Raw genomic sequence first — 25966 nt, forward strand, 5'->3', positions numbered from 1 at the left:
ATTGCATTAGAATTTAACGCGCCCGTTGCTTACTTCTGGCCGGACGATTTTTATTATCCTGCTCTCTGTCTTTTTGCTCGCGCGGTGGCAAGCCGGTATGCTGGGTTAGAATCTGGCCCTTTTGGGGACGCTTGGACGCGCTAGACGCACTACTGCGCGGTTGTGAACCCGTGCGTTTTTGCGAATCACCTGCCACGCTGGAATTTTTCTTGCGTGCTGAATTGTACTCACCTTCCGTACCTTGCGGCTGGTAGGTCGGAATGAGATGCTGCTTGCTGTTGCCAATCAGGTCGCTGCGGCCCATGCTTTTTAGGGCTTCGCGCAATAGCGGCCAGTTGTTGGGATCATGGTAACGCAGGAATGCCTTGTGCAAGCGGCGGCGTTTCTCACCTTTGACAATATCCACCGTCTCAGAATGGCGCGATACCTTACGTAGCGGATTCTTTAAGGTGTGATACATGGTGGTGGCCGTTGCCATGGGGCTTGGATAAAAGGTCTGCACCTGATCGGCGCGGAAGCCATTTTTCTTCAGCCAGATGGCCAAATTCATCATGTCGTAATCAGTCGTACCCGGATGCGCGGCAATAAAATACGGAATCAGGTATTGTTCCTTGCCGGCTTCCTTGCTAAAGCGGTCAAACATTTGCTTAAAGCGGTCATAGGTGCCAATGCCCGGTTTCATCATTTTGGACAGGGCATTTTCTTCGGTATGCTCCGGCGCAATCTTGAGGTAACCCCCCACATGATGGGTTACCAGTTCACGCACATATTCCGGGTTTAATACCGCCAGGTCATAACGCAAGCCCGAACCAATCAGGATTTTCTTGATGCCTTTAATGGCACGGGCCTTACGGTAAAGCTGGGTAAGCGGTGCATGGTCAGTGTGCAGGTTGTCACACACGCCCGGATACACACAGGATGGCTTACGGCAGTTCTTTTCAATTTGCGGGTCTTTACAGGCCAGCCGGTACATGTTGGCCGTTGGCCCACCCAGATCGGAAATCACCCCGGTAAACTGCGGTGCCGTGTCACGGATTTTTTCCACTTCACGCAAGATGGATTCTTCCGAACGGTTCTGGATAATACGGCCTTCATGCTCGGTAATGGAGCAAAAGGTACAACCGCCAAAACAGCCGCGCATGATGTTGACTGAAAACTTGATCATGTCAAAGGCAGGAATTCTGGCATCACCATAAGCCGGATGCGGTAAACGGGCATACGGCAGGTCAAACACATAATCCATTTCTTCGGTGGTTAGCGGGATCGGTGGGGGATTAATCCACACATCACGCTCACCATGCCGTTGCACCAGTGCCCGCGCATTGCCGGGGTTGGTTTCCAGATGCAAAATGCGGTTGGCATGTGCATATAGCACGGGATCATTGGCCACCTGCTCAAAATCCGGCAGGCGAATCACCGACAGCTCACGCGGCGGTAGTTTGTGTTTAATGGCTTTGCTGGGCGCTGCTTTAAGTTGCACGATTTGCGTATCAGCATCAAGTTGGGTGCCTTCGCGGATAATGGGATTAGCCACCGGCTCTTTGGTAAAACCCTGATATTGTGTTACCGAATCTTTTTTTTGCTCAATGTCACAGCCTTCCAGATCTTCAGTCATGACATAGGGATTAATAATTGGATCAACCCGGCCAATACTGTCGACATCATTACTGGCAATTTCAATAAAGTCTTTTTTGGCCTGCTTGCCGTTTTTATTTAAAATAAATGCCGTACCGCGAACATCGGTAATGTCCTTGATATTTTCGCCTTTGGCCAGACGATGCAGGACTTCTACAATAGAGCGCTCGCCATTGCCATACATCAGTAAATCCGCCTTGGCATCCATTAAAATGGAACGGCGCACCTTGTCCGACCAGTAATCATAATGCGCAATACGGCGCAGGCTGCCCTCAATTCCACCCAGCAAAACCGGCACATCCGGATAGGCTTCACGGCAGCGCTGTGAGTACACAATAGCTGCACGGTCCGGGCGCTTGTTGGGCACATTGCCCGGAGAGTAGGCATCATCCGAGCGAATCTTGCGGTCGGCGGTATAGCGGTTAATCATGGAATCCATGTTGCCTGCCGTGACACCATAGGCATACACCGGCTTGCCCAGTTCCTTAAAGGCCTCAGCCGATGTCCAGTCCGGCTGGGCAATAATACCAACCCGAAAACCTTGCGCTTCCAGCGTGCGGCCAATAATACCCGAACAAAACGACGGATGATCCACATAGGCATCACCACAAATCATAATAAAGTCGCAGGCGTCCCAGCCCAGTGCATCCATTTCTGCACGTGACATCGGCAAAAACGGCGCAGGCTCAAAACATGATGCCCAATGCTTGTTGTAATCAAACAACCGGGTTGGGGTATCAATATCTTTATAAGCGGTAGACATGCTGGCGACTCTTTGAACGGCAAATTGCACTTGCGGAATAAAACGGGTTTGCTAAACAGGCTGGCATTTCCAGAGCGGAAAAAATAAAGCAAACATGAGAACTGCTCATTTTAGCATGAATTGCATTTATGGTTGAGCGTTGTACAATTTTTATTCTATTAAACCAGCGTGAGAAGCGCTCAGTTTGAATCACTGATAGTGATAACACACATTTTATGGCCGATCGTACAACATGGTCTCTTTTATCATATAAGATCAAGGATTTAATATTAAATGTCAGCTCATCTCTCACTTCGTTTATTTGCAGAATGCGCCGATGCTGCTGACGCAGCAAACCTATTATCTGCATTATACAGCGCACTAAGTGAATTTTTACCAGTATCAGAAAAATCCCCTTCTCGTTACTGGAAAATGCCTGAGCTGTTTGAATTCTCCTTCACGTTAAATCCAAAAACGTGGGATACATGCCAGCATGTTGTGGCACGAACAGCAACAGGCTGGACACAAGGCGGTAGTGATAACGATTTATGGTTCATATGGAATCGCCACAATAACAATTGTTTTCTTTTGTCACAAGTGACATGGGCAGAAATACAGTTTTTGACTGGTTAATCGCTCATCAAGACCTATAAAGAAATGGCATCTATAAAAACAAGCTGATCCCAAATCTTAACCGCTACGGCATCAGCTTGTTCTATTTAAAGCTTTAAAACCAACAACATCAGGCATACACCACTTCAGCAATAGCCACCTTATCCGCATCATCAGCAAATTTTGCCTGATGGCTTTCCCGGATCATGTCCACGGCTTTTTCAGCAATCATGATGGTGGGCGCATTGGTATTGCCATTCACCACGTTAGGCATCACCGAGGCATCTACCACACGCAGGCCATCAATGCCGTAGACTTTGAGTTCGGGGTCAACCACCGCCATGCCATCAATACCCATCTTGCAACTGCCTACCGGGTGATACACCGTGTCAACCCGCTGGCGTAACAGCTCACGGATATCATCATCGGTTTTGATATGACCTGAGAAAATATCCTGCTTGATAATCGGTGCAAAAGCCGGGGCATCCATCAGTTTTTTGGTGACCTTAAAGCCATCCACCATATCCTGCACGTCCTGTTCATCTTCCAGAAACTTGAAGTCAATCAGAATCGGGTTATCAATTGTTGGGCCACTAATTTGCACCGAACCACGGCTGCGTGGATTGAGCAAACAGACATGACAGGAAATACCATGGCCGCCATGCATGGTACGGGCATGGTTATCCACCAGTGCCACCACAAAGTGCAGTTGCAGGTTGGGTTTGTCCAGCTCGGGCCGGGTTTTTAAAAATCCGCCACATTCGGCAAAATTGGTAGAAATCAGGCCTCGACGATTACTGCGATACAAGCGCAACTGCTTCATCAGGTCAAAAGTACCCGCCGGAGACAGGCCAAATGTTCCACCAATCAGCTTGACCTTATAGCCAAAAATAAAGTCCGGATGGTCATGCAGGTTTTTGCCCACGCCCGGTAAATCTTTCACCACCTTGATGCCATGTTGCTCCAGTTCGGCACGCGCGCCAATACCGGACAGCATCAGGATTTGTGGTGACTGGAATGCCCCGGCAGACAGCAATACCTCACAACGTGCCTGCACCGTATACAGCTTTTTCTGCTGGCGGTATTCAACCCCGGTGGCACGGTTGTTTTCAATTAAAATGCGGGTGGCGGAAGCCTGCGTAATCACGTGCAGGTTGGGGCGCTGGCCCAGATGCGGCAGCAAATAAGCCCGCGCAGCACTACAGCGTTCGCCATTTTTCTGGGTCACCTGATACACGCCCAGGCCTTCCTGTATGGCACCATTAAAGTCATCATTTAAGGGATAGCCTGCTTGTTGAGCAGCTTGCAAATAGGTTTGCTGCAAGGGATTATCAGTTTGCAGGTCGCATACATTGAGTGGCCCATGCTGGCCGTGGTATTCATTATCAATGCGTTCGTTGTGCTCGGATTTTTTAAAATACGGCAACACTTCTTCATACGACCAGCCGGTATTACCCAGTGCCGCCCATTGGTCGTAGTCATCCCGGTGGCCACGCACATACACCATGGCATTAATGGCCGAGCAGCCGCCCAGTCCCTTGCCACGGGGCTGATAACCCTTGCGGCCATTTAAGCCGGGTTGCGCAATGGTTTCAAAGGCCCAGTTATTTAGGCGGGTGGGAATGCTGAGCACCGCAGCAGCCGGTGTGTTGACCATCCAGTTATTGCCATTGCCACCGGCTTCCAGCAGGCATACCGACACATTGGGATCTTCCGACAGGCGTCCAGCCAGCACACAGCCTGCCGAACCACCACCGATAATGACAAAATCATAGACCGACTCAGTCATGTTGCTTCCTTGGCTTATTATTAGAATTTTAATTATGCTACTTTTTTAGAGTAAATACTTTAATTTTTATGATTGAATAAAACTTTGAATAAATTTTGAGTAAAAAATGGGCATAAAAAAAGCCGCGTCAACTGACACGGCTTTTAGGAGTCTGGAAGTTATTCCAGATAGTAGGTTGTCAATGGTGGGAAACCGTTAAATTCAACCGATGAATACGAGTTGGTATATGCACCCGTAGTCAACCAGTACAAGCGATCACCTACCGCCAGATTCAGTGGCAGCTGGTAATGCGAGTTTTCATACATGATATCGGCAGAATCGCAGGTTGGGCCAGCCAGCACCACAGTGCCTTCCTGAACCCTTTCATCCATTTTTGGGGTATAAATCGGATATTTGATGGCTTCGCCCAGAGTTTCAATTAACCCTTGGAACAAGCCCACGTCCAGATACACCCAGCGATTCAAATCAGTGCGTGACTTGCGGGAAATCAGCACCACTTCAGACACCAGCACACCGGATTCACCCACCAGCGAACGGCCCGGCTCCAGAATAATTTCTGGCAGGTCATCACCATGGTCATCATGCAAATAGCGCAGGATTTCTTCGGCATAAATCTGGATCGGGTTGACCTCGGAAATATAGTTGGCTGGAAAACCGCCACCCATATTAATCATCTTGAGGCTCACGTCTTCTTCAAACTTCATCCAGTCAAACATGTATTTAACTTTGGATAAGGCCGCATCCCATACCGCGATGTCTTTTTGCTGGCTGCCCACATGGAATGAAATGCCATAAGGCACTAAACCCAGGTTTTTGGCCTGTACCAGCAGGTCAATCGCCATATCGGGGTGACAGCCAAACTTGCGCGACAGTGGCCACTCAGCCGTTTCACCACCTTCTACCAGAATGCGCACAAAAATCTTGGAACCGGGTGCCTGTTCCGCAATATTTTGCAGGTCGGCCTTGGAATCAGTGGCAAACAAACGCACGCCCTTGTCATAGGCATACTTGATGTGCGCGGCTTTCTTGATGGTATTGCCATAAGAAATACGGTCTGGCTCTACACCACATTCCAGCACACGATTTAGTTCAAAAATGGAAGCAATATCAAAATTTGAACCCAGTTCACGCAGCAGGTTGACCACAGGAGCGCCCGGATTGGCTTTCAGTGCATAAAATACTTTAGCAATCGGAAAGCAGGTCGTTAGCTCTTGGTATTTTTGGCGAATAACTTCCAGGTCCACCACCAGGAATGGGGTCTCTTTGTCTTTAGAGAATTCCTGAATTTTTTCCCATTCTTCGGGTGAACAGTAGTTTTCAAGGCGCATGGGCATTTAACTCGGCGATTAGAAAAACAAAAAGTAGCCAATGGTTAGGCCGCGAAGAGTTTTTACTATGTCGGGTTTACTTAAAAGGTTCAAGTAAAACAACATAGTACTAACGAATCATTTAACTATCTTAACACGCTGCCTCAGGTGTTTCAGAACACAGCCTGTAAAACGCGGATTTTGCCTGTATTTATGCAGCGTTACAAGACCTTTAGTCCGCAATTTTCAGGCAATTTCAATTGCAGTTTCCGATCAGTTTTTGCAGGTAAGAAATGGTGCCTTCCCTGCACCTTTTCAATGGCTTCCAGCCGCATCTGCCGAGTTTAATTTAATTGGAGGACAATACAGTGACAGTATGAAAATTAATACTTAATGCTTAACTTTGCCCAAAAATTTCTCCCCATTTCATTGATGATTTCATCAGAGGCATAGCCAAATGCCGAATTACCCGCGCGGTTTAAGTGCTCGCTGTAGGCTTTATCCAGTACATTGTCCACACCAATGCTCAGGTTCAGCATGGGATTAAACTGATAGGCTGCATTAATGGAAAACACCCCAAAGCCGCTACTTTTGGCCAGATCATAGCCGACAATGTTGCCTTGATTCAGTGCTACGCGATCCTGCCGGTCTACCAGACGCAATAAAGTCCCCACGCTAAACTGATCCTGCTGGTAAGTCAGGCCAATGCGGGCATCCAGCGGGGCAATTTGTGGCAACGGCTGGCTGTCGGTATCGTTACGGCCCCAGCCATACGCCACGTTCAGGTCGCCAGTCAGGTTGTCAGTGAACTGATAGCGTGTTCCGGCTTCTGCACCGGCAATGGTGGCGTCAATATTTTTGGCACCAGCGCTATTGCCCATATGCCCTTCATGGTGATGATAGCCAATTAAAATAAAGTTGTTGATCTTGCCGGCATAGGCGGAAATCCAGCTCGACCATGGCCCAGCATTGTGAGTTAAGCCCAGATCCAGCTGCGTGGTTTGTTCCGGCTTAACACCCAAAAAAGCACTGCTGTTGCCGCTGTGTACCGGGGTAAACAGTTCCCAGTAATCCGGCATGCGCTCCACATGACCCACGCCCACATAGCCATTCAGGTTTAGCTCAGGCCAGTTGTTTTCCAGCCGGATAAACCCACTGGGCAAGGTTTCGCTACGGGTCTTACCATACGGCGTCGGGTAGGCTTCGGTGGCGGCATCACGCGCTAGATACTGCACTTCATGCTGGTCGATGCGCAGGCCAGCAATGATCTTGCGGGTGTCGCTTAACGGTTTGCTGAGTTCGGCAAACACACCAGTTTGTTCAAACTCAGCATCCTTGTTCCACGGCATGTGCTTATAACTATATTGTCCATCCATACGGCCCTTGTGTTCACTGTGGCTGGCATCAACACCGGTAACCAGCGTGTAGTCCAGCCAGTTGAGGGTAGCCGCCAGACGGCCACTGATGGTTTTACGCGCCAGTTGCATGGCCATGGCTGAATCCATGCTGCCCATGCTCATGCCATTTGAGCTGGGCATATCGTCCATGTCATCCATATGGTCCATGCCACTCATGGCACCATGCTCATGGCCATGACCGCCGCCCATATCCATCGGGCTGGGTGTCCGTAAGGTAAAATTGTCCATGATATGGTCGGCATTGTTGTAGTTAACCTGCCCTTCCAGTTTTTGCAGCAGCGGCGACAGGTTTTTTTGTGCAAAACGCAGGCCTACACTTTCACGCAAAAACTGGCTGCCATCCATGCTGCGACCTGCATAGCGGGCTTCGCCATCGCCCTTGCCAGCGCTGAGTTCAATCCAGCGGTCATCGGCAGGGGTATAGGTGGCGGTGATATCCGCATTCCATTTGCGCCACTCGGCGGGCACTTTTTTGCCGTTGCCATCCTTGTAATCGTCTGACCTTGAGGTATTGGCATTGAGGCGAATGGAACCCTGCTGGTTACCCAGAATGGTTTCAACATCATTGTCAAAGCGCTGGTTGGATGCCGCCATGACACTGGCCTGCCCCGTAATGGTGTCCTGCTCAAGGCGCTCAGGCGTACGGGCAAAGTTTACAGTGGCTGCTGATGCCGCACCAAACAGTACCGTTTGTGGGCCTTTAACCACGGTAATTTCATCAAAATTTTGTGGCGCAATATAAGAGGTTGGCGCATCCATGCGATTGGGACAGGCACCCAGCATTTCACTGCCATTGGTTAAAATTTTCAGGCGTGAACCAAACATGCCCCGAAACACCGCATCGCCATTGGTGCCACCATTACGGATGGCATTAAAACCGGCAATGTGCTTGAGATAATCCGCGCCATCAGTTGCAGGCACTGGCTGAATCGGCTGTTTGGGATCAGCCTGAATCAGGTAAGCCTGCGTGGTTTGCGGGTTGCTGGCCGTGACGACAATAGGGCTAAGCTCACAGTGTTGTCCGGTGTGCAGGCCTTGGCCACTGTGGCAATCGGGAATGGCAGCAGTAGTGGCCAGCCCGCCGGATACTGACGGGTCCTGAACAGCAGCTAACGATGCTGCTGACAGAGGTTCAGCATAGGCCATATTGCCATTGAAACCCGCATAGAAAATACAGGCCACGGATAATGCCGTGGTCGATAGTCTTAAAATGGGTGCTGCTAGAATAGGTGCAATACAACCGGACTTGGCAAAATGTTTCATCATTAATCCAGAAAAACTAAAAATAAGCTTGGATAATAAAATTTTAGTTAATAAAACCTGTGCCTTTATATAATCAATAAAAGACCATTTATTTAAATAAAATTTTAGTTAATACAGTCAGGCAATATAATGCACAGGCGGTGCACGGCTTTGTGGTTTTATATAATGAGGGGTTAAGACAGAAACAGCAGAATAAGAAAAACGCGGTAAAGTGACATACAGCGTTAAGGCAGTTGCAGACCAGAGCGGCTGTGGACCAGGGGGTGGAATGGCATGGCCATACAGGGTACAAAAGCCACAGGACAAATGGCTAAAATGATGATCTACCATGTGGGCTGGCGCTGCTGGCTCAGTTGACACAGAGTGTATAAACTGGCTGCTGGCTGTTAGCGTCTGAGGGTGTTGAACATCAGCTTGATGGTGATGTAATAGGTGCTGATGGTGTTGACTGACACTGACTTGCGCAGGCTGGCGTTGCTGGCCCTGAGACTGGTTGTGCTGCTGAGACGAATAGTGATGAGACGCCTGTAGCGCCTGCTGGCTGGGACTAAGCGCATCAATAATAATTTGACAAATGCCAAAACCAGGTGCGCTATGACCCGGTAAAAATGGCTGGACAAAAACCACCAGCTGCATACACCAGGCCATTAAACCCAGTATCAAGCCGACCCGTTGTCGTTGCACGACCATCTCATGTCTTATCAAGTGCGTCTAGTTTAACGCCAAAAAAAAATTTGTCTATTTTTAAACAATTTTATTTCAGCTTATTTAAAACTGAGCTGCTTTTATTTATTTCAGCTGATCCTGTAAATTAATAGGACTATTTATAAAAATGATATTACAAAAATCACAAAAATTAACAGCCTAATTTTACCAAATCAGTTAAATCATAGGAGCAAGTTAGCAAGGTTATTTAAACAAAGATTCTGATTGAAATAAGAATGCTGCGGTTTTTATTTCAATCCGTATTTATTTTTCTAGCTTTTATATTTTCGCCTTATTGTTTGGGAGGCAGCATGACTTTAGGCCTGACGGCACTTGAACTTGCCCGGATACAGTTTGCATTTACTGTGTCCTTTCACATTATTTTTCCGGCCATAACCATTGGTCTGGCCAGTTTTCTGGCGGTTCTGGAAGGGTCGTGGCTTAGAACCAAAAATCCAGTGTACCGCGACCTGTATTTTTTCTGGATCAAGATTTTTGCCGTGGCCTTTGGCATGGGCGTGGTATCCGGTGTGGTGATGAGTTACCAGTTTGGCACCAACTGGAGCGAATTTTCACGGATTGCCGGTGGAGTGACCGGGCCACTGCTGGCTTACGAGGTGATTACCGCGTTTTTTCTGGAAGCGGGCTTTCTGGGGATCATGCTGTTTGGCTGGAACAAGGTAGGGCCAAAGCTGCACTTTTTTGCCACGCTAATGGTTGCCATTGGCACCTGTATTTCCACTTTCTGGATTTTGTCCAGTAATAGCTGGATGCAAACCCCGCAAGGCTTTGCCATCGAAAATGGCCGGATTGTCCCTGTGGACTGGTGGGCCATTGTGTTTAACCCGTCTTTTCCCTACCGGCTGGCGCATATGCTGGTGGCTGCCTTTTTGGTGTCTGCCCTGCTGGTGGCCGGAGCCGGGGCATGGCATTTGCTGAAGGGCCGCCATGATGCCCTGATCAAAAAGACCTTTTCCATGGCGCTGTGGCTGATTGCCATACTGGCCCCGTTGCAGGCTTTTATTGGTGACCAGCATGGCCTCAATACCCTTAAGTACCAGCCAGCTAAACTGGCAGCCATAGAAGGTCACTGGGAAACCAACAAGGATGAAAGCATGGAACTGCTGCTGTTCGGCTTTCCCGACATGCAGGCAGAAACCACGCATTACAAGCTGGGTATTCCCTATCTGGGCAGCCTGTTGCTGGTGCATTCTCTAGAAGGTGAAGTTAAGGGCCTCAAGGAATTTGCCCCGGAAGACCGTCCCAACAGCCTGATTGTGTTCTGGAGCTTTCGCATTATGGTGGGCTTTGGCCTGCTGATGATTTTACTGGGCGTTCTGAGTTTGTATTTACGCTATAAAAACCAGTTATTTGACAGCAAGAATTTCCATCGCTTTGCCTTTTTGATGGGTGGCAGCGGCTTTATCAGTTTGCTGGCAGGCTGGGTTACCACGGAAGTTGGCCGCCAGCCCTGGGTGGTTTATGGCGTGCTGCGTACTAAGGATGCGCTGTCACCGGTGAGTGCCGAACAGGTAGGCCTGACCCTGATTATCTTTGTGGTGGTGTATTGCGTGGTGTTTGGCGTGGGTATTTATTACATGCTCAAGCTGCTCAACCAAGGGCCGCAGCCTCTGGCACTGGATCAGCAAAGCGGTGGCCCCGGTCACTTCAAGACGCCCATGCGTCCGGTTACCGCAGCCGATGATGCACCGGTTGATAACTCAGAACCTCAAGATGCCTCAACTGATCCTGCATCTAATAGCAACACTGACCCCCGCAAACTGCCATCGGATGAGGAGCGCTAAACATGCTGGATTTATCACTGATCTGGGCTGGCATTATTGCCTTTGGCGTGCTGATGTATGTGGTGATGGATGGCTTTGACTTAGGTATTGGCATCCTGTTTCCATTTTTTCCCAACCAGCCGGAACGCGATGTAATGATGAACACCGTAGCCCCGGTATGGGATGGCAATGAAACCTGGATGGTGCTGGGCGGCGCCGGGCTGTTTGCAGCGTTTCCACTGGTCTATTCAGCGGTGCTGTCTGCACTGTACCTGCCCATTATTTTAATGGTGGTAGCACTGATCTTTCGGGGTGTTGCCTTTGAAATCCGCTTTAAGGCCAATCGCACCAAGCATTTGTGGGACATGGCTTTTATTGGGGGTTCCATTGCTACTGCCTTGCTGCAAGGGATTATTCTGGGTGCCTATATTCAGGGCATTACCATTGTTGACCAGCGCTTTGCCGGTGGAGCCTTTGACTGGCTGACCCCATTTTCGTTGTTTACCGGCCTTGGCGTGCTGGTGGCTTATGCGGCACTGGGCTGTGGCTGGCTGATTTTAAAAACCAGCAAGGAACTGCAAAACGACATGTACCGCCTGATGCCCAAGCTGGCTTTGGCGCTGTTGGTAATTTTTGGCATTGTCAGCCTGTGGACGCCATTTAATAACCCCACCATTGCCGAACGCTGGTTTAGCATGCCGCAGTTTTTTTACTTTCTTCCGGTGCCTATTCTGGTGCTATGGAGTACGTATGCCATCTGGCGCGCCTGCCAGAAGCAGCAACAGGCCAGACCCTTTATCTATGCCCTGTTTATGTTTTTCATTGCCTTTAGCGGATTTATCATTAGTTTATGGCCGATGATTATTCCACCCAGCATTACCATTTGGGATGCGGCAGCTCCACGCAGCAGTCAGGCCTTTGCGCTGGTAGGAACCGCAATTCTGGTTCCAGTTATTCTGGCCTATACCGCACTGTCCTATTGGGTATTTCGTGGCAAGATCCATGTGGGCAGCGAAGGCTATCACTAGAACGATATGCTAAGGAGCAGACTATGAATCCAAACAAGCAAATATCTGGCTCCACGCCTGCCCCAGCACACAGTAAAGCACGGCAATTACTGTGGTTTATCGGTCTATGGGTGCTGGGTGTGGTGGTGATGGGCGCGATTGCAGGAGCATTCCGCTTTTTTGCCCAGTTTGCCTATCAGTAACGATTAGATATCTGGCCACAACGCTGAATAGAAAGTCACAGCAGATATGAATATTGCATTGCTGCTGTGGCTTTACTGATTTCGTCTTTCTGGTTTGGCTTTAAAAAGCAGCTTGTCACAAACTTTCAGAACATTTATAACCGTTGCCACTACTCAAAATTTAAGGACAAAAAATGGCGCTGGACAAACTGCCACGACATAAAAGCAATGATTACACCCGTGACATGGCTGCCGCACGCCGGACTGTGGTGGAAACTAATAGCGGTCATGCGCTGCATCACACTGGACAATATTCTATTCCCCCAGAAGCCCTGCCCGGCAATATTGAAGGCTTTAGCGGTATAGTACAGGTGCCCATGGGTTTTGCCGGGCCATTGCTGCTACATGGCGAACATGCGCAAGGTGAATTTTATGTGCCTATGGCGACTACTGAAGGCACACTGGTGGCCAGTTATAGCCGTGGTATGAGCCTGACCCGCGCGGCTGGCGGCATTACCAGCACGGTAATTGATGATGCCATGCAGCGCGCGCCGGTGTTTGTGTTTAACGATGCCCGTGCTGCCCGTGATTTTGGCCAGTGGGTTACCCAGCATTTTGAACAAATTAAAGCCGCCGCCGAAACCACTACCCTTAGCGGCAAGTTGCGCGATATTGAACAATATGCCGCCAGCAAAATGCGCTGGTTACGTTTTAACATGACAACCGGTGATGCCGCCGGGCAAAATATGGTATCCAAAGCCACGCATGCGGCTTGCCAGTGGATTCTGGCGCAGCAACCACCGGGCCTTGAGCACTTTTCACTGGCTGCTAATTTTGATACCGATAAAAAACATTCTGCCGTAAACAACCTGCATAGTCGCGGCAAACGCGTGGTGGCGGAAATTACCATTCCTGCCGAACTGTTTCAGCCAATTATGCATTGCACAGCTGAAGACTTGATGCACCAGCGTGGCCTGTCCAATCTGGGTGCATTCATGTGTGGTTCAGTCAGTAATGGTGCACATTTTGCCAACGGCGTGGCGGCGGTGTTTCTGGCCTGCGGGCAGGATATTGCCAATGTGGCGGAATCCAGTGCCGGTTTTGTCTATACCGAACTTAAAGACAATGGCGATTATTATATGTCAGTCACCATTCCGTCCCTGATTGTCGCCACTTATGGCGGTGGTACTGGCCTGCCAACCCAGCGCGAATGCTTACAGGCCATGGATTGCTATGGTGCAGGCAAGGCTTATAAGCTGGCTGAAATTATTGCCGCCACAGTGCTGTGTGGTGAGCTATCTCTGGCCTCGGCCATTGTGTCCAATGAATGGGTGTCCAGCCACGATGCATATGGCCGAAATCGGAAGTAAAAGATAATCCAGCTGAAGAAAGCTGCTTATAGGGCTTGTAATCCTCGACAGAATTTAAAACAACCGATTAAATAAAAGCTGATTAAAATTGAGGATGATGATGTTAAAAAGCCCGTAGAATTGCTGGATACAATCACCTGCTTGATAAATGACGTGAAGCCACAGCGTACAGAATGGAATAATTTTCCCGATGTGGTTATTTCCCATAAAACAGGAACCATTGCTGAACATGCAGAGTATGCTGCTGCAAAAGCGGGTAATCTGCATGCTGCAATTTCAGTAGTAGACGACTACCTGACCAAAGAAACCCTTATTGATATTAAGAACATTATTGATAAAGCGGACGTCGTACAATTAGTGCCAGTACATGCTGAGGAATCAACCGGACGAAACAAACTGCCTATTGCCTTTGCATCAATGCTGGAATGGTATCTGGGTAGTCGAATAAACCAGACTATCGTACAAAGCACGCGAGCCTTTAGAACAGGTGCAGACGGTATTACACGTTTGGTTAAAAGTGTCAGGTTTAATGGTGAGGTGGTCAAAGAACAAAAATACTTGCTGGTTGACGATGCTGTAACCCAAGGCGGTACTTTGGCAGATTTAAAAGGGTATATCGAAAGTAACGGCGGACAGGTGGTTGGTGCAGCGGTCTTGATGGGCAAGCCGCATTCCGCTAAACTGACGATAACAAAACCCACGCTGGGGCAATTACGCAAACTGGCGGGTAAGGATTTGGAGGCTTGGTGGAATGAACAGTTTGGTTATGATTTCTCAAGACTTACCGAGTCAGAAGCCCGGTACATTGCAAAGCAAATCCATCGAAGCGGAGTTGACGCCGTTCGAGATAATCTCACTGCGGCAAGATTTGCAGAACTCAGCAGAACAAGCTAAAAGCATTTTGAAGAAAAGAATAAAGAAGATTAACCTGTGATTACCTTAAATTGTTTGTTATGAGCGATTTTTAGTGTTACCCCACACCATCAATTAAACCCGCCAACCTCTTAATCGAAAATTCAATTTCTTCGACCTTTAGCGCACCATAATTTAAGCGTATACAATGACCAAACTGTTGGCTGGCCGAAAACATTGGCCCCGGCGCAATGCTAATACCCTCTACCAGTGCCTGCTGAAATACAGTTAAGCTATTGATGGCCGGGTTTAAGGTGAGCCACAAAAAATAACCGCCATCCGGTTCAGAAATTTGCGTATCGTCCGGAAAATGACGCTGAATCGCTGCAACCATCGCCTGATACTGCTGCTGCAAATGCTGGCGCAACTTACGCAAGTGGCGATCATAGCCGCCATGCTGCAAGTAATCGGCCAGTGCAGCCTGCGCGGGAATAGATGGCGAAATGGTAGTCATCAGTTTTAGGCGCTGTACCTGCTGACTAAAGCGCCCGGCATTCACCCAGCCCACCCGGTAACCCGGTGCCAGACATTTGGAAAATGATGAACAGTGCATCACCCAGCCATCGTGGTCAAATGCCTTAGCCGGTTTAGGCGGTTGCGTGCCAAAGTACAGTTCGTGGTACACGTCATCTTCAATTAACGGCACTTGATGTTGAGTCAGCAGCTCCACCAGTTGTTGCTTGCTGGCATCGCTCAGGCTGGCACCAGTGGGGTTTTGAAAACTGCTCATCAGCCAGCACGCCTTAAGGGGATATTGCCCCAGTGCTTGTTGCAACAAATCAATATCCATTCCCTGCGGCCCTACCGGAATTTCTACAGCTTTAAGCTGCAAGCGTTCCAGCACCTGCAAACTGGCATAAAACGCCGGGGATTCTATGGCCACATAATCGCCGGGTTTGGTCACCGCCTGCAAGCACAGGTTCAGCGCTTCCATGGCACCAGTGGTGATCATTACCTCATCGGGCGATAGCCGCACATCAGCCAGTGCATAACGCTGTGCAATTTGCCGCCGCAACTCCACCACACCTAACGGCATGTCCGTGACCAGCGTTTCCGGCTGTACAAAGCGCAAGGCATGCGCGGCCGACTTGGCCAGCCGCTGTACCGGAAACAGTGCCGGGTCTGGAAATGCCGAACCCAGTGGCACAATGCTGCGGTCACGCACAGATTCCAGCAGGGAAAATACCAGATCACTGACCTGTACAATGGTGGGGGTTTTCACAGCCCCTTGTTCGGATGGCGTGGTGGCTATACTGGAGGCTAAACCTGAGGCTTTAGGCTGAGTCTGTACATAATAGCCAGACTTTGCCCGTGCCTGAATCAGGCCACGGCTTTCCAGCAGGTAATAAGCCTTAAATACGGTCGCCGGACTGACAGTCCATGCGGCACAGGCGCTGCGAATGGAAGGTATGCGCTCACCAGCCTGAAGTACGCCACCATGGATGAGTGCAGCAATGTCTTCAGCCAGCTTTTCATAGCGTTTCTTTTTCATAGCATTGCTTCTGATGGCGGTGAAGGGATAAGCCAGCCCCTGTTATAGCTGCAAGCACTATAACATTTTGCAGCTAACGGCTGTACGCCCAGTCTTAGCTAATGCTTAATCAATTGATTTAATAATTATTGTTTTATGTCTTGATACACTCAGAATAAGTTAGAAGTGGTTTTATTCTATTGATGAAATCACAGTTCAGGAATTAAAAAACGCTGCCTACCACACGGTAAAGCAGCGCACTTTTAAATCGTGTTCTATAAGCGGGTTTTAGCGGCGAACCTTTACTTTTTCCTTTTCGCGGATCCGCTCAGCCTTGGCAATTTTTTCGCGGATACGCTGGCGTTTTAAGGGCGACAGGTAATCCACAAACAGCTTGCCGTCCAGATGATCCATTTCATGCTGAATGCACACTGCCAGCAGGCCATCAGCTTCCAGTTCAAATGGCTTGCCATCCAGATCCAGTGCCTCAATTTTTACCTGCGCCGAACGTTCAACCTTGTCAAACACCTGTGGCACAGACAGACAGCCTTCTTCATAGGGCTGGGTGTCCTGGGTCAGTGGCGTAATTTTGGGATTGATAAATACCAATGGCTGGTTTTTTTCTTCCGACAGGTCGATCACAATCAACTGGATATGCCGGTCCACCTGGGATGCAGCCAGTCCAATACCCGGCGCTGCATACATGGTTTCCAGCATGTCGGCAGCCAGTGTGCGGATTTGATCGTCAACCACTTCAACCGGCTTGGCCTTGGTGCGTAAACGCGGATCCGGAAAATTTAAAATTGGTAAAAGTGCCATGCAGTACTCATTCTCAGGTTAAAGCGGCTGGACTTCGCTTCAATAAACGCTTATTGTAAACCAGTCACGGGGGGAGCGCTTAATTGGGCTATGCTTGCAGTATTATAGTATAGCGCAAAGTACATCGCTCAGTATTAGGGATTATCATAATGAGAACAGTATTGTTCATGAATATGGCCTCTAACAAGCACATGAAAACATCACAACAACCTGCTGCAACCCAGCATAAAATTAGTAAGACTACTGGCAAAATCACAAGTAGATTACTGGCGCTTTCCTTAGCCGTTGGCGTTGCCTTTGCAATTCCGAATTTTGCTTTTGCCGATTCACCCAATCGCACACCGCCCAGCCTGCGCGTCGATGCACCCAGCGTGTATATTGTCAAAAAAGGCGATACCCTGTGGGATATTTCTGGCCGTTACTTAAGCAAGCCATGGCGCTGGCCGGAAATCTGGGCAGTAAACCGCCACGTTAAAAATCCGCACTGGATTTATCCGGGTGATCGCCTGCTGATCTGCCTGATCAATGGCCGTACCGTGGTAGGCCGTGATGAAGGTGATGGCTGTGCCGGTATTGAGCGCCGCATGAGCGACAATGGCCTGCCGGTGGTCAAGCTGGAGCCACAGATTCGCGTGCAATCACTGGATCTGGCCATTCCGATTATTTCCCTGTCCAGCATTCAGCACTGGCTCAAGCACAGCCGTGTAGTAAGCGTAGAAGAGATTGAGGGAACCCCATATATTCTGGGTAACCGTGATAACCGCGTTGTTGCTGCTGTTGGTCAGTCCGTGTATGTGCGCGGACAGGGTCTGGTAATTGGCCAGCAATATGGCGTCTATCGCGAAGGCACCGATTATGTCGTCACCCGCAAAAATAAAGTGGTTGAAAATCTGGGGCGTGAACTCAGTCAGGTGGCTTCCGGTACGATTACTGCCCTTAATGGTGATATTGCCACCATTGAACTCACCCGCAGCTTTGATGGTGAGGTACGCAAGGGCGACCGCGTGATGCTTGAAGACACCACACCATTGCCCAATATATTTTATCCGATTCAACCGGATCAGGTGGCCAGTGGTGGCCGTGTCATCCGCGTTCTGGATTCCATTAGCTCCGCCGCCAAAAATAGCGTTATTGTGTTTGACCGGGGTACAGTAGATGGTGCTGCGCCGGGTCAGGTATTTGCCGTATATAAACAGGGTGAAATTACCACTGATCCCAAAACCGGTGAAAAAATCCAGTTGCCTAGTGAGCGGACAGGTCTGGCCATGATTTTCCGTGCCTTTAACCGGGTTAGCTATGCCATTGTGCTGGAAAGCGAGCTGCCCATTAAGGCGGATGATGAAATCCGTTCTCCATTGGGCGATATTAGCGACCAGCTTTAGCACAGGGCAAAATCATGGCAATCCACTGGTCGCAACGACTGGTAGATGAGCTGGCCCTATGGTTTGTGGTTCAGCATTCAGTGAGCGCCTTTTCGGCGCTCATGGTGCATTTTGGCAGTGCCGATAAAGCCTTGCGTGCCTCTACCACCACGTGGCAATCCTTAAGGCTGCATCATGCCCACCCCAAAAAACTACAGGAATGGCAGCAAAATCCGGCACTGGCGGCCCAGTTTGAACAGGCTATCCGTAGCTTAAACCATGTGCAGGATCATGTACTGGCGCTGGATGACCTTCACTATCCCAGACCACTCAAACAAATTGCCGATCCGCCACCTTTTTTGTTTGTGCGTGGCAACCTGCATGCTTTAAGCCAGCCGCAAATTGCTATTGTGGGTAGCCGCAAGCCCAGCCAGACTGGCCACCAGATTGCGGCTCAGTTTGCGCATGCGCTGGCACAGCAGGGTTTTGTGCTGACCAGTGGCCTTGCCCATGGTATTGATGCCAGCGTTCATCAGGGGGCCTTACAGGCAGGCAACGGCCAGACCATTGCCGTAATGGGCACTGGTACAAATTTGTGCTATCCCAGTGCCAATCAGGCTTTGTACCAGCAGATTATTGCTGCTGGCGGCGCTGTGATATCAGAATTTATGCCCAACACCCCAGCGCGCGAGTATCATTTTCCCCGTCGCAACCGTATTGTCAGTGGGCTATCGCTGGGCGTGCTGGTGGTTGAGGCCGCGCTGAAAAGTGGTTCTCTCATTACCGCGCAAACTGCACTGGAACAAAACCGGCAGGTATTTGCCATTCCCGGCCATATTTATAATGAACAAAGCCGGGGCTGCCACCAGCTTATTCGTGATGGCGCACTGCTGGTGGATGATCCGCAGCAAATTGTGGATGAACTGGATTTGCCACGTCGCTGGCATTATCTGGAACAGGGTCAGGAACAAATTGCTGCTACAGGCAACAATCCTATGCAGGATGACTCTCAAACACTATTTCCAAACAGTGCCATTGAACCGGTTACTGCTATTGGTGCCCAGCCTGTGGATTCTACACTGCCTGCCGCGCTAGAAATTCCAGCGCATTTACAACCCGTTTATCAGGCACTGGACTGGGTTGGCATGAGCCTGGATACGCTGGTCGATATTACTGGCATTGATGTGGCCACGCTCACCAGCCACTTGATGGAAATGGAGCTGCTGGGCTTTGCAGTGCAACAAGGTGGCTTGTACCAGCGTTGCCGCCAATAAATTTTGGCTTGATGTCTTACATTTTAGTAGAATGTTCTACAAAACTTTGTGCCCTTAAAAGGTTAAAATTCTGCACGCCGGATACCCTCTCCTGTAGCTACTCGTATTTAAATAAGCAAGGTATTTCACATGCTGCTTGATCTTCCACAGGCCATTCAAACACTTCACAAGGGGCAGGTATTGGCCTACCCTACTGAAGCAGTGTGGGGGCTGGGCTGTGACCCTTATAATCAGCAAGCCTTTGAGCAGATTTTAAACCTGAAAAACCGCCCTATCGAAAAAGGCGTTATTTTAATTGCGGCCAGCCTTGAGCAGATTGAACCTTTTCTGCAAGGTTTAAGTACTGAACAAGTTGCCCAGATGCAGCAATCATGGAATATTACTGAACAACAACGCGCAACCACATGGCTGGTACCGTTAACTAAAGCGGTGCCCGCATGGATTAGCGGCCAGCATGACCGGGTGGCGATACGGGTAACGACCCATCCACTGGTACGCCAGTTATGTACTGGCTTTGGCGGGGCCATTGTGTCCACCAGTGCCAATCCGGCAGGGTTGCAACCCGCCAAAAGCAGTGTAGAGATTCGACATTATTTTGGCGAGCAACTGGCTGTGCTAGATGGACCGCTGGGACAAAGTAGCGCGCCCAGCAAAATCATGGATATTGTGAGCGGGCAAGTACTGCGGGACTAAATCAAACTCTGTACACAACCGCTCATCCAGCCTGAAAAATTGGCCAAATGAACGGATGAAAAATGTGGATGGTGTAGTTACTTACCACTGAAAGCCCACAGAAACTGCGGTACTCACATCATTATCGGTATTGGTCGAAAAACCACCTTTTAAGACATATTTATTGTCTGAGGTGATGCCAGACACTCCCACGGCAATGGCTTGTTCCCCATTGTGCGTGGCTGTACCAATGGACAGCATATTTTTGCCCACACCCGTTGGTTGCGGCAAATTACCAATTGCCAAGGCGCTGGCAACCCCAGCATTGGCTGATTTATCCAGACGAGAAAAGCTTTTTTCCAAATCTGCAACCTTGCTATCGGTATATTTTTGCGCAGAGGCCAGCGTTTCGGCACCCATCTGCATTGCATGTTCTCTGGCCTGTACCAGTGTCGTCGCATCGCCAGCATCAGCATGGGCGTTAGCAGATGTTAATGTCGCTGCGTTGCCATCTTTCATTTGTTTTAAATTGACGGCATCGGTATCGGCTGTTCCTGCCCTGACATTGATAATCTGGCGTTCTTTGCCTGTCGCACCCACCGAAACGCTATTGTCCCGATCAGAGGTAGAATCATTGCCTAAAACAACTGCATTTTTAGCCGTGGTAGTGACGTTATTACCCAGTACAAAGGTGTTGTCGCCACTGATCGTGTTGTCATTACCCACGCTATAGCTACTGTTACCGGTCACGATACTTGGATCACCTATGGCACCAGAATGATCGCCTGATACCTGATTACCCGTGCCAATACTAATGGATTGATTGCCATTGGCCTGTGCGCCCTGACCAATGGCAATGGAAGATTTACCGCCGGCTTTGGCACGCTGGCTGTCATCAATATCGGCTTCCCCCTGTGCATCAAAATAGGGGTTGTCCATATCAGCCACTTTTTGATCAATATAGGTTTTGGTTTCATTGATAACGTGCTGGTCACCTGTATCTGCAATAGAGCGGACAGCATCTTCACTTAAACCAGCTGCTTTAAGTGAGTCCAGCCAATCCTGTTCATTGCCTTTAAAGCCTTTTTCAACCGCAAGACCAAAGGCATCTTTGCCGTCCTTACCATTAACACCATCGAGGCCATTTTTACCATCAAGACCAGCAATGCCCTGATCCCCTTTGTCGCCTTTTGCACCCTGAATACCCTGCGCACCTGTAGCACCTGTAGCACCTGTAGCACCTGTAGCACCTGTAGCACCTGTAGCACCTGTAGCACCAGTAGCACCAGTAGCACCAGTAGCACCAGTAGCACCAGTAGCACCAGTAGCACCAGTAGCACCAGTAGCACCAGTGTCTCCTTTATCGCCCTTAGCACCAGTTAAACCGATATCACCTTTGTCGCCTTTCGCGCCAGCTTTTCCATCCTGACCGTCAAGGCCATTTAAACCATCCTTACCGTTTAGGCCATCTTTGCCTGCTGCTCCGGTATCACCCTTATCACCTTTAGCGCCAGTCAGACCGATATCACCCTTTAAGCCTTTGTCACCTTTGTCACCTTTGTCACCTTGAATGCCTTGTGCGCCTGTGTCGCCCTTTAAACCCTGCTCACCTTGATCGCCCTTGAGTCCCTGTGCGCCTGTGTCGCCCTTAGCGCCTGTTAGACCAGTATCACCTTTGTCACCTTTTAATGATGCAATCCATTCTGATTCTGTACCAACGCTTGCATCCAGACCTTTTGCAATTTCATACGCACTTTTACCATCTGCGCCTACACCAGCCGGCAAGCCATCTATTTGGGTTTGCAGGTTATCCAATTTGAGATTTACCGCGCCCAGCGCAGCACCCACATTGCTATAATTTTTGCTTTGAATGCTATAAGTGGGCGCTGTAAATACCCCGCCTGAAAAATTTGCACCGCCACCTAAGGCAGTGGCCAAAGGATAAAGCTGGGACACATTCACTGCATCGGTATTGGCCGTCCCCGCGGTTAATCCTGTAATTTTATTATTCGCAACAATAACATTCCCTGCTTTAAAACTGGCTGCTGTTACCTGCCCTGCAAATACTGGTGCAGCGGCAATATTGGTTTTATAAGTATTAGAAGCTGCATCATACGTTACTGTTGTATTGGTACCATCAGCCAGAGTTAAGGTATCGCCCAGTACTAAAGTATCAACTGCCCCATTATTGGCTTTGACTTTTAGACCCTTGTTTACCTTGGTATCAACTAGGTCTAACTGACCTTTATTGACTGCATCGGTTGCTTGAGTTCCAGCTGCCACAGAAGTAATCTGGTTTTCTGCACCTGCTTTACCTACGGAAATACTATTGGCTCGATCTGTTTCGGCGTGATATCCGATAGCAGTTGCGTTATTATGGGTTGCTTTACTCTCAAAACCAAAAGCACTACTAGAGTTACCCGATACAACATTGCCATAACCAATTGCACTACCGTATTTGCCTGATGCAATATTATAAGCACCTATTGCATTAGCCCCTTCATTTGATGCCGTATTAGAAACACCAACTGCATTACTCCACTCACCCGATGCAGTATTTATATACCCTACTGCACTGGCAGCAGTAGCCAGTGATTTATTAGCACGGCCAAATGCAATTGAATCTATTTTTGTGGCTTGATTGCCAACACCTATTGCAATACTTGTAGCATTCTCTGCTGTATTGTTATTTCCTATAGCAGTACTACCACTACCTGAGGCAGCATTATTGCTGCCACATGCAAATGCGTTTTTTAACCCTACTGCTGTACTGCCACCATCCCCTCCACTGCCATCAACATCACACACCGTCCCTGCCCAGGCACTACCCATCACACCACTTAAAGCGGCCACCAAAGCAGAATATTTAAAAAGACGCATCACTGGCGCAGCAACCACGCCTTGCGCATTTGTCTTACGACCAGAGCCGCTACTCATGCCACTTTTTGCCAGCTCAGAAGCCACCACCATTTGCCCTAGTGATGCATTCCATACTTTTTTAAAAATATGATTCATTGTATGACTCCGTCAATTTTAAAATCCTGCGTTACTGATCAAGCGGCGTAACACGCCATAACAGTGCATTTTTACATTGCAACGAAAAGAAATTTTTCGCGCAGTGAATTATGTGCATAAAATGAAGGCAAGGTCATGCATTTTTTGACCTAAAAACAACTAATTGAGCTTTTACCCCATTATTTTATGATTTAAAAATCCACAATTTGCTCAATACACAGGCAACTTTCTGACCGGATATTTTTGCACAATTGAATCGCGGGTGAGAAAAATTTGTTATGCTGACAGCTCTTTTTTTACAACTTAAATGCCTGTGACCGACTACCGCTCAGCGCCTAGCGCCGTTCTCTTGCACAACTCCGGTTTGCGTGAAAAATTCTGGAAACATTACCCGCTTGAGCAGTTAAATGCTGCGGAGTGGGAAGCGCTGTGTGACGGCTGTGGGCTGTGTTGTCTGGTCAAGCTGGAAGATGAAGACAGCGGCCAAGTGGTGTATACCAAAGTGGCCTGTCAGCTACTGGATACGCAAACCGCGCAGTGCAGTGACTATGCCAACCGCAAACAGTTTGTACCAGATTGCCTGCAACTCACGCCCAAACTGGTTCCGCAGTTACACTGGTTGCCGGCAAGCTGTGGTTATAAGCGCGTAGAACTGGGGCTGGATTTGCCGGACTGGCATCCGTTAATTACCGGCAAGCCACAATCAGACATTCCTGCCAAAAAGTCCGCCGCCGGGCGCTGTATTTCCGAAAAGGACATTGACCCCGATGACATTGAGGAATACGTGGTGCGCTGGGTGCGTTAGATTCACGATTAAATATATTTCTCTGCTTGATCTCGTGAGCTGAAGCTTTAATAGTTAGGGTCAGCTTTAGCCGTCTTATCAAGAGCCTAGCATGAAAAAATTTAAATTCATCAAGTGGATGCTGATTGCACTGCTACTGACCTATCTGTCCTTACTGGTTCCGGCACAAACACAAGTTAGCCGCCCTGAAATTATGGGCTGTGAGCAAGGCTGTCCAGTGGTTGCCGCCGGGTTTCCAATGCCATTTTTAGTAGATGGTGTTATTTCACCCGTAGGCACGCTTTCCATTAATCCTTTTGATATCTTGTTTATTCATCTAGATGAGTTTGTTTTCATCAATTTTGCCATTTCCTATGTTTTCTGGCTGGCACTGACCTTGATTGTGCTTAAGCTGTACCGGATTCAGCATCCCTAGCACGGCTTAATTGGCTTGAATTGTTTAAGCCCTGCTACTTAAACCCTACCCAACTCAACATTATTTTAAGCCTGCATCAATTCACCCATGGCTAAAATTGGTTATGATTCATTAAATTTATCCATGAATATTAATAATGAATCCAGCCATTCCCCTACCCGAACGCATCCGTCCCCGCCAGCTGTCTGAAGTAATTGGCCAGCAACACCTGCTGAGTGAACAGGCGCCGCTACGCAAGATGATTGATCAGGGCAACCTGCCATCCATGATTTTCTGGGGGCCACCGGGTGTGGGCAAAACCACGCTGGCCCTGCTGCTGGCAGAAGCCGTAGACCGCCCCTTCATTAGCCTGTCGGCCATTAGTACCGGCGTGAAGGAGTTGCGTGAGCTGATCGGCCAGGGCGGTGAACTCAGCACACCAGTCGTGTTTATTGATGAAATCCATCGCTTTAACAAGTCACAGCAGGATGCGCTGCTGGCGGCAGTGGAAAAAGGCAAAATTACCTTAATTGGCGCCACCACTGAAAATCCGTCGTTTGAAGTGAACAGTGCATTGCTGTCGCGCTGTCAGGTGTATGTGCTGAAATCGCTGACGGTTGAAGAACAATTGCAGGTGATCCAGCGTGCCCTCACGCAGGACGTATTTTTAAAAGAAAAGATTATTGAGCTGAAACAAACCGATGCCTTGCTGCAACTGGCCGCAGGTGATGCACGCAAGCTACTGAATTTACTGGAACTGGTGATCAGCACGCAGGCGGTTGAACCAATTATCATTGACAATGATCTGGTGATTAACAGCGCCCAGCAAAATATTGCCCGCTATGACAAAAGTGGCGAGCAGCACTATGACATCGTGTCGGCTTTTATCAAGTCCATGCGTGGTAGTGACCCCGATGCAGCGCTGTACTGGATGGCACGCATGATCAAGGGTGGCGAAGACCCGGTATTTATTGCCCGTCGCATGCTGATTCTGGCCAGTGAAGATATTGGCAATGCCAACCCCAATGCCTTGCTGCTGGCGGGTGAATGCTTCGGAGCGGTACAGGCGATTGGCTATCCCGAATGCCGGATTATTCTGGGGCAAACGGCGGTGTATCTGGCTACCAGTGCCAAAAGTAACAGTACTTATCTGGCCATTGATGCAGCGCTGGCAGCAGCTGAAAAAACCGCGCATTTGCCTGTACCGCTACATTTGCGTAATGCCCCCACCAAAATGATGAAGCAACAGGGTTATGGCGCTGGCTATAAATATGCGCATGACTTTCCCAACCATTTTGTGCCGCAAACCTATTTGCCGCCTGAATTGCAGGGCAAGCGTTTTTATAGCCCGGCACAAAATGCGCGTGAGCAGGAAACCGCGCGCTTGCAAGACAGCCGCTGGCAGGGTGGCACAGGTTTAAAAAAGTAA

Annotated in this window: 20 protein-coding genes; 12 read left to right on the forward strand and 8 right to left on the reverse strand. The window is 49.0% G+C overall.

Annotation, left to right across the window (positions count from 1 at the left end; translation table 11 throughout):
* Positions 1-13: 13 nt before the first annotated feature.
* Positions 14-2398, reverse strand: a complete 2385-nt coding sequence (locus BKE30_RS05775; RefSeq protein ID WP_076877651.1) for a YgiQ family radical SAM protein — start codon at positions 2396-2398, stop codon at positions 14-16.
* A gap of 273 nt (positions 2399-2671) precedes the next feature.
* Here BKE30_RS05775 and BKE30_RS15835 point away from each other — a divergent pair, with 273 nt between their 5' ends.
* Complete coding sequence (locus BKE30_RS15835; protein WP_143253659.1) at positions 2672-3010, forward strand: hypothetical protein; 339 nt, start codon at positions 2672-2674, stop codon at positions 3008-3010.
* A 109-nt stretch (positions 3011-3119) separates the two neighbouring features.
* Here the strand turns inward: BKE30_RS15835 and BKE30_RS05780 are convergent, their stop codons facing one another.
* The 4 genes from BKE30_RS05780 to BKE30_RS05795 all read right to left on the reverse strand — a co-directional run bounded on the left by BKE30_RS05780 (position 3120) and on the right by BKE30_RS05795 (position 9450).
* A complete protein-coding gene (locus BKE30_RS05780; RefSeq protein ID WP_076877652.1) occupies positions 3120-4778 on the reverse strand; it encodes a GMC family oxidoreductase in 1659 nt (552 codons plus the stop codon).
* A 158-nt stretch (positions 4779-4936) separates the two neighbouring features.
* Positions 4937-6106: a type III PLP-dependent enzyme gene (locus BKE30_RS05785; protein ID WP_264754289.1), complete on the reverse strand. Its 1170-nt coding sequence runs from the start codon at positions 6104-6106 to the stop codon at positions 4937-4939.
* Positions 6107-6468: 362 nt separating this feature from the next.
* The gene (locus BKE30_RS05790; protein ID WP_227518350.1) at positions 6469-8769 is read right to left on the reverse strand and encodes a TonB-dependent receptor domain-containing protein; all 2301 of its coding nucleotides are present in this window, start codon (positions 8767-8769) and stop codon (positions 6469-6471) included.
* A 114-nt stretch (positions 8770-8883) separates the two neighbouring features.
* Positions 8884-9450 (reverse strand): hypothetical protein, encoded by a 567-nt coding sequence (locus tag BKE30_RS05795; protein ID WP_143253660.1) that lies wholly within the window; start codon positions 9448-9450, stop codon positions 8884-8886.
* Between the two features lie 332 nt (positions 9451-9782).
* Here BKE30_RS05795 and BKE30_RS05800 point away from each other — a divergent pair, with 332 nt between their 5' ends.
* From BKE30_RS05800 to BKE30_RS05815, 5 genes are all read left to right on the forward strand, one after another.
* Complete coding sequence (locus tag BKE30_RS05800) at positions 9783-11276, forward strand: cytochrome ubiquinol oxidase subunit I (protein ID WP_076877656.1); 1494 nt, start codon at positions 9783-9785, stop codon at positions 11274-11276.
* Positions 11277-11278: 2 nt separating this feature from the next.
* Entirely contained in the window at positions 11279-12283 is a 1005-nt protein-coding gene (cydB, locus tag BKE30_RS05805) for a cytochrome d ubiquinol oxidase subunit II (protein ID WP_076877657.1), read from the forward strand.
* 23 nt (positions 12284-12306) lie between these two features.
* Complete coding sequence (locus tag BKE30_RS16585) at positions 12307-12465, forward strand: DUF2474 domain-containing protein (RefSeq protein WP_143253661.1); 159 nt, start codon at positions 12307-12309, stop codon at positions 12463-12465.
* A gap of 173 nt (positions 12466-12638) precedes the next feature.
* Positions 12639-13814, forward strand: coding sequence for a hydroxymethylglutaryl-CoA reductase (locus BKE30_RS05810; RefSeq protein ID WP_076877658.1), 1176 nt, complete (start codon positions 12639-12641; stop codon positions 13812-13814).
* 153 nt (positions 13815-13967) lie between these two features.
* A complete protein-coding gene (locus tag BKE30_RS05815; RefSeq protein WP_076877703.1) occupies positions 13968-14708 on the forward strand; it encodes a phosphoribosyltransferase in 741 nt (246 codons plus the stop codon).
* A 76-nt stretch (positions 14709-14784) separates the two neighbouring features.
* On the opposite strand, the gene BKE30_RS05820 is transcribed toward BKE30_RS05815, so the two are convergent.
* Together BKE30_RS05820 and def are read right to left on the reverse strand one after the other, a co-directional pair.
* Complete coding sequence (locus BKE30_RS05820; protein ID WP_076877659.1) at positions 14785-16218, reverse strand: aminotransferase-like domain-containing protein; 1434 nt, start codon at positions 16216-16218, stop codon at positions 14785-14787.
* A gap of 267 nt (positions 16219-16485) precedes the next feature.
* A complete protein-coding gene (gene def / locus BKE30_RS05825; protein WP_076877660.1) occupies positions 16486-17016 on the reverse strand; it encodes a peptide deformylase in 531 nt (176 codons plus the stop codon).
* A 191-nt stretch (positions 17017-17207) separates the two neighbouring features.
* Between def and BKE30_RS05830 the strand changes: the two genes are divergently transcribed.
* The 3 genes from BKE30_RS05830 (at position 17208) to BKE30_RS05840 (ending at position 20344) form a co-directional block, all read left to right on the forward strand.
* Entirely contained in the window at positions 17208-18398 is a 1191-nt protein-coding gene (locus BKE30_RS05830; protein ID WP_083698451.1) for a LysM peptidoglycan-binding domain-containing protein, read from the forward strand.
* A gap of 14 nt (positions 18399-18412) precedes the next feature.
* Entirely contained in the window at positions 18413-19651 is a 1239-nt protein-coding gene (gene dprA / locus BKE30_RS05835) for a DNA-processing protein DprA (RefSeq protein ID WP_076877661.1), read from the forward strand.
* A 129-nt stretch (positions 19652-19780) separates the two neighbouring features.
* Positions 19781-20344, forward strand: a complete 564-nt coding sequence (locus BKE30_RS05840) for an L-threonylcarbamoyladenylate synthase (protein ID WP_076877662.1) — start codon at positions 19781-19783, stop codon at positions 20342-20344.
* 81 nt (positions 20345-20425) lie between these two features.
* On the opposite strand, the gene BKE30_RS16490 is transcribed toward BKE30_RS05840, so the two are convergent.
* Positions 20426-23338 (reverse strand): YadA-like family protein, encoded by a 2913-nt coding sequence (locus BKE30_RS16490; protein ID WP_076877663.1) that lies wholly within the window; start codon positions 23336-23338, stop codon positions 20426-20428.
* Positions 23339-23645: 307 nt separating this feature from the next.
* On the opposite strand from BKE30_RS16490, the gene BKE30_RS05850 reads away from it, so the two are divergent.
* From BKE30_RS05850 to BKE30_RS05860, 3 genes are all read left to right on the forward strand, one after another.
* Positions 23646-24143, forward strand: a complete 498-nt coding sequence (locus BKE30_RS05850) for a YcgN family cysteine cluster protein (protein ID WP_076877664.1) — start codon at positions 23646-23648, stop codon at positions 24141-24143.
* A 91-nt stretch (positions 24144-24234) separates the two neighbouring features.
* The gene (locus BKE30_RS05855) at positions 24235-24558 is read left to right on the forward strand and encodes a hypothetical protein (RefSeq protein ID WP_076877665.1); all 324 of its coding nucleotides are present in this window, start codon (positions 24235-24237) and stop codon (positions 24556-24558) included.
* A gap of 133 nt (positions 24559-24691) precedes the next feature.
* The gene (locus BKE30_RS05860) at positions 24692-25966 is read left to right on the forward strand and encodes a replication-associated recombination protein A (protein WP_076877666.1); all 1275 of its coding nucleotides are present in this window, start codon (positions 24692-24694) and stop codon (positions 25964-25966) included.

Source organism: Alkanindiges hydrocarboniclasticus (assembly GCF_001982605.1).
GTDB classification, from domain to species: domain Bacteria; phylum Pseudomonadota; class Gammaproteobacteria; order Pseudomonadales; family Moraxellaceae; genus Alkanindiges; species Alkanindiges hydrocarboniclasticus.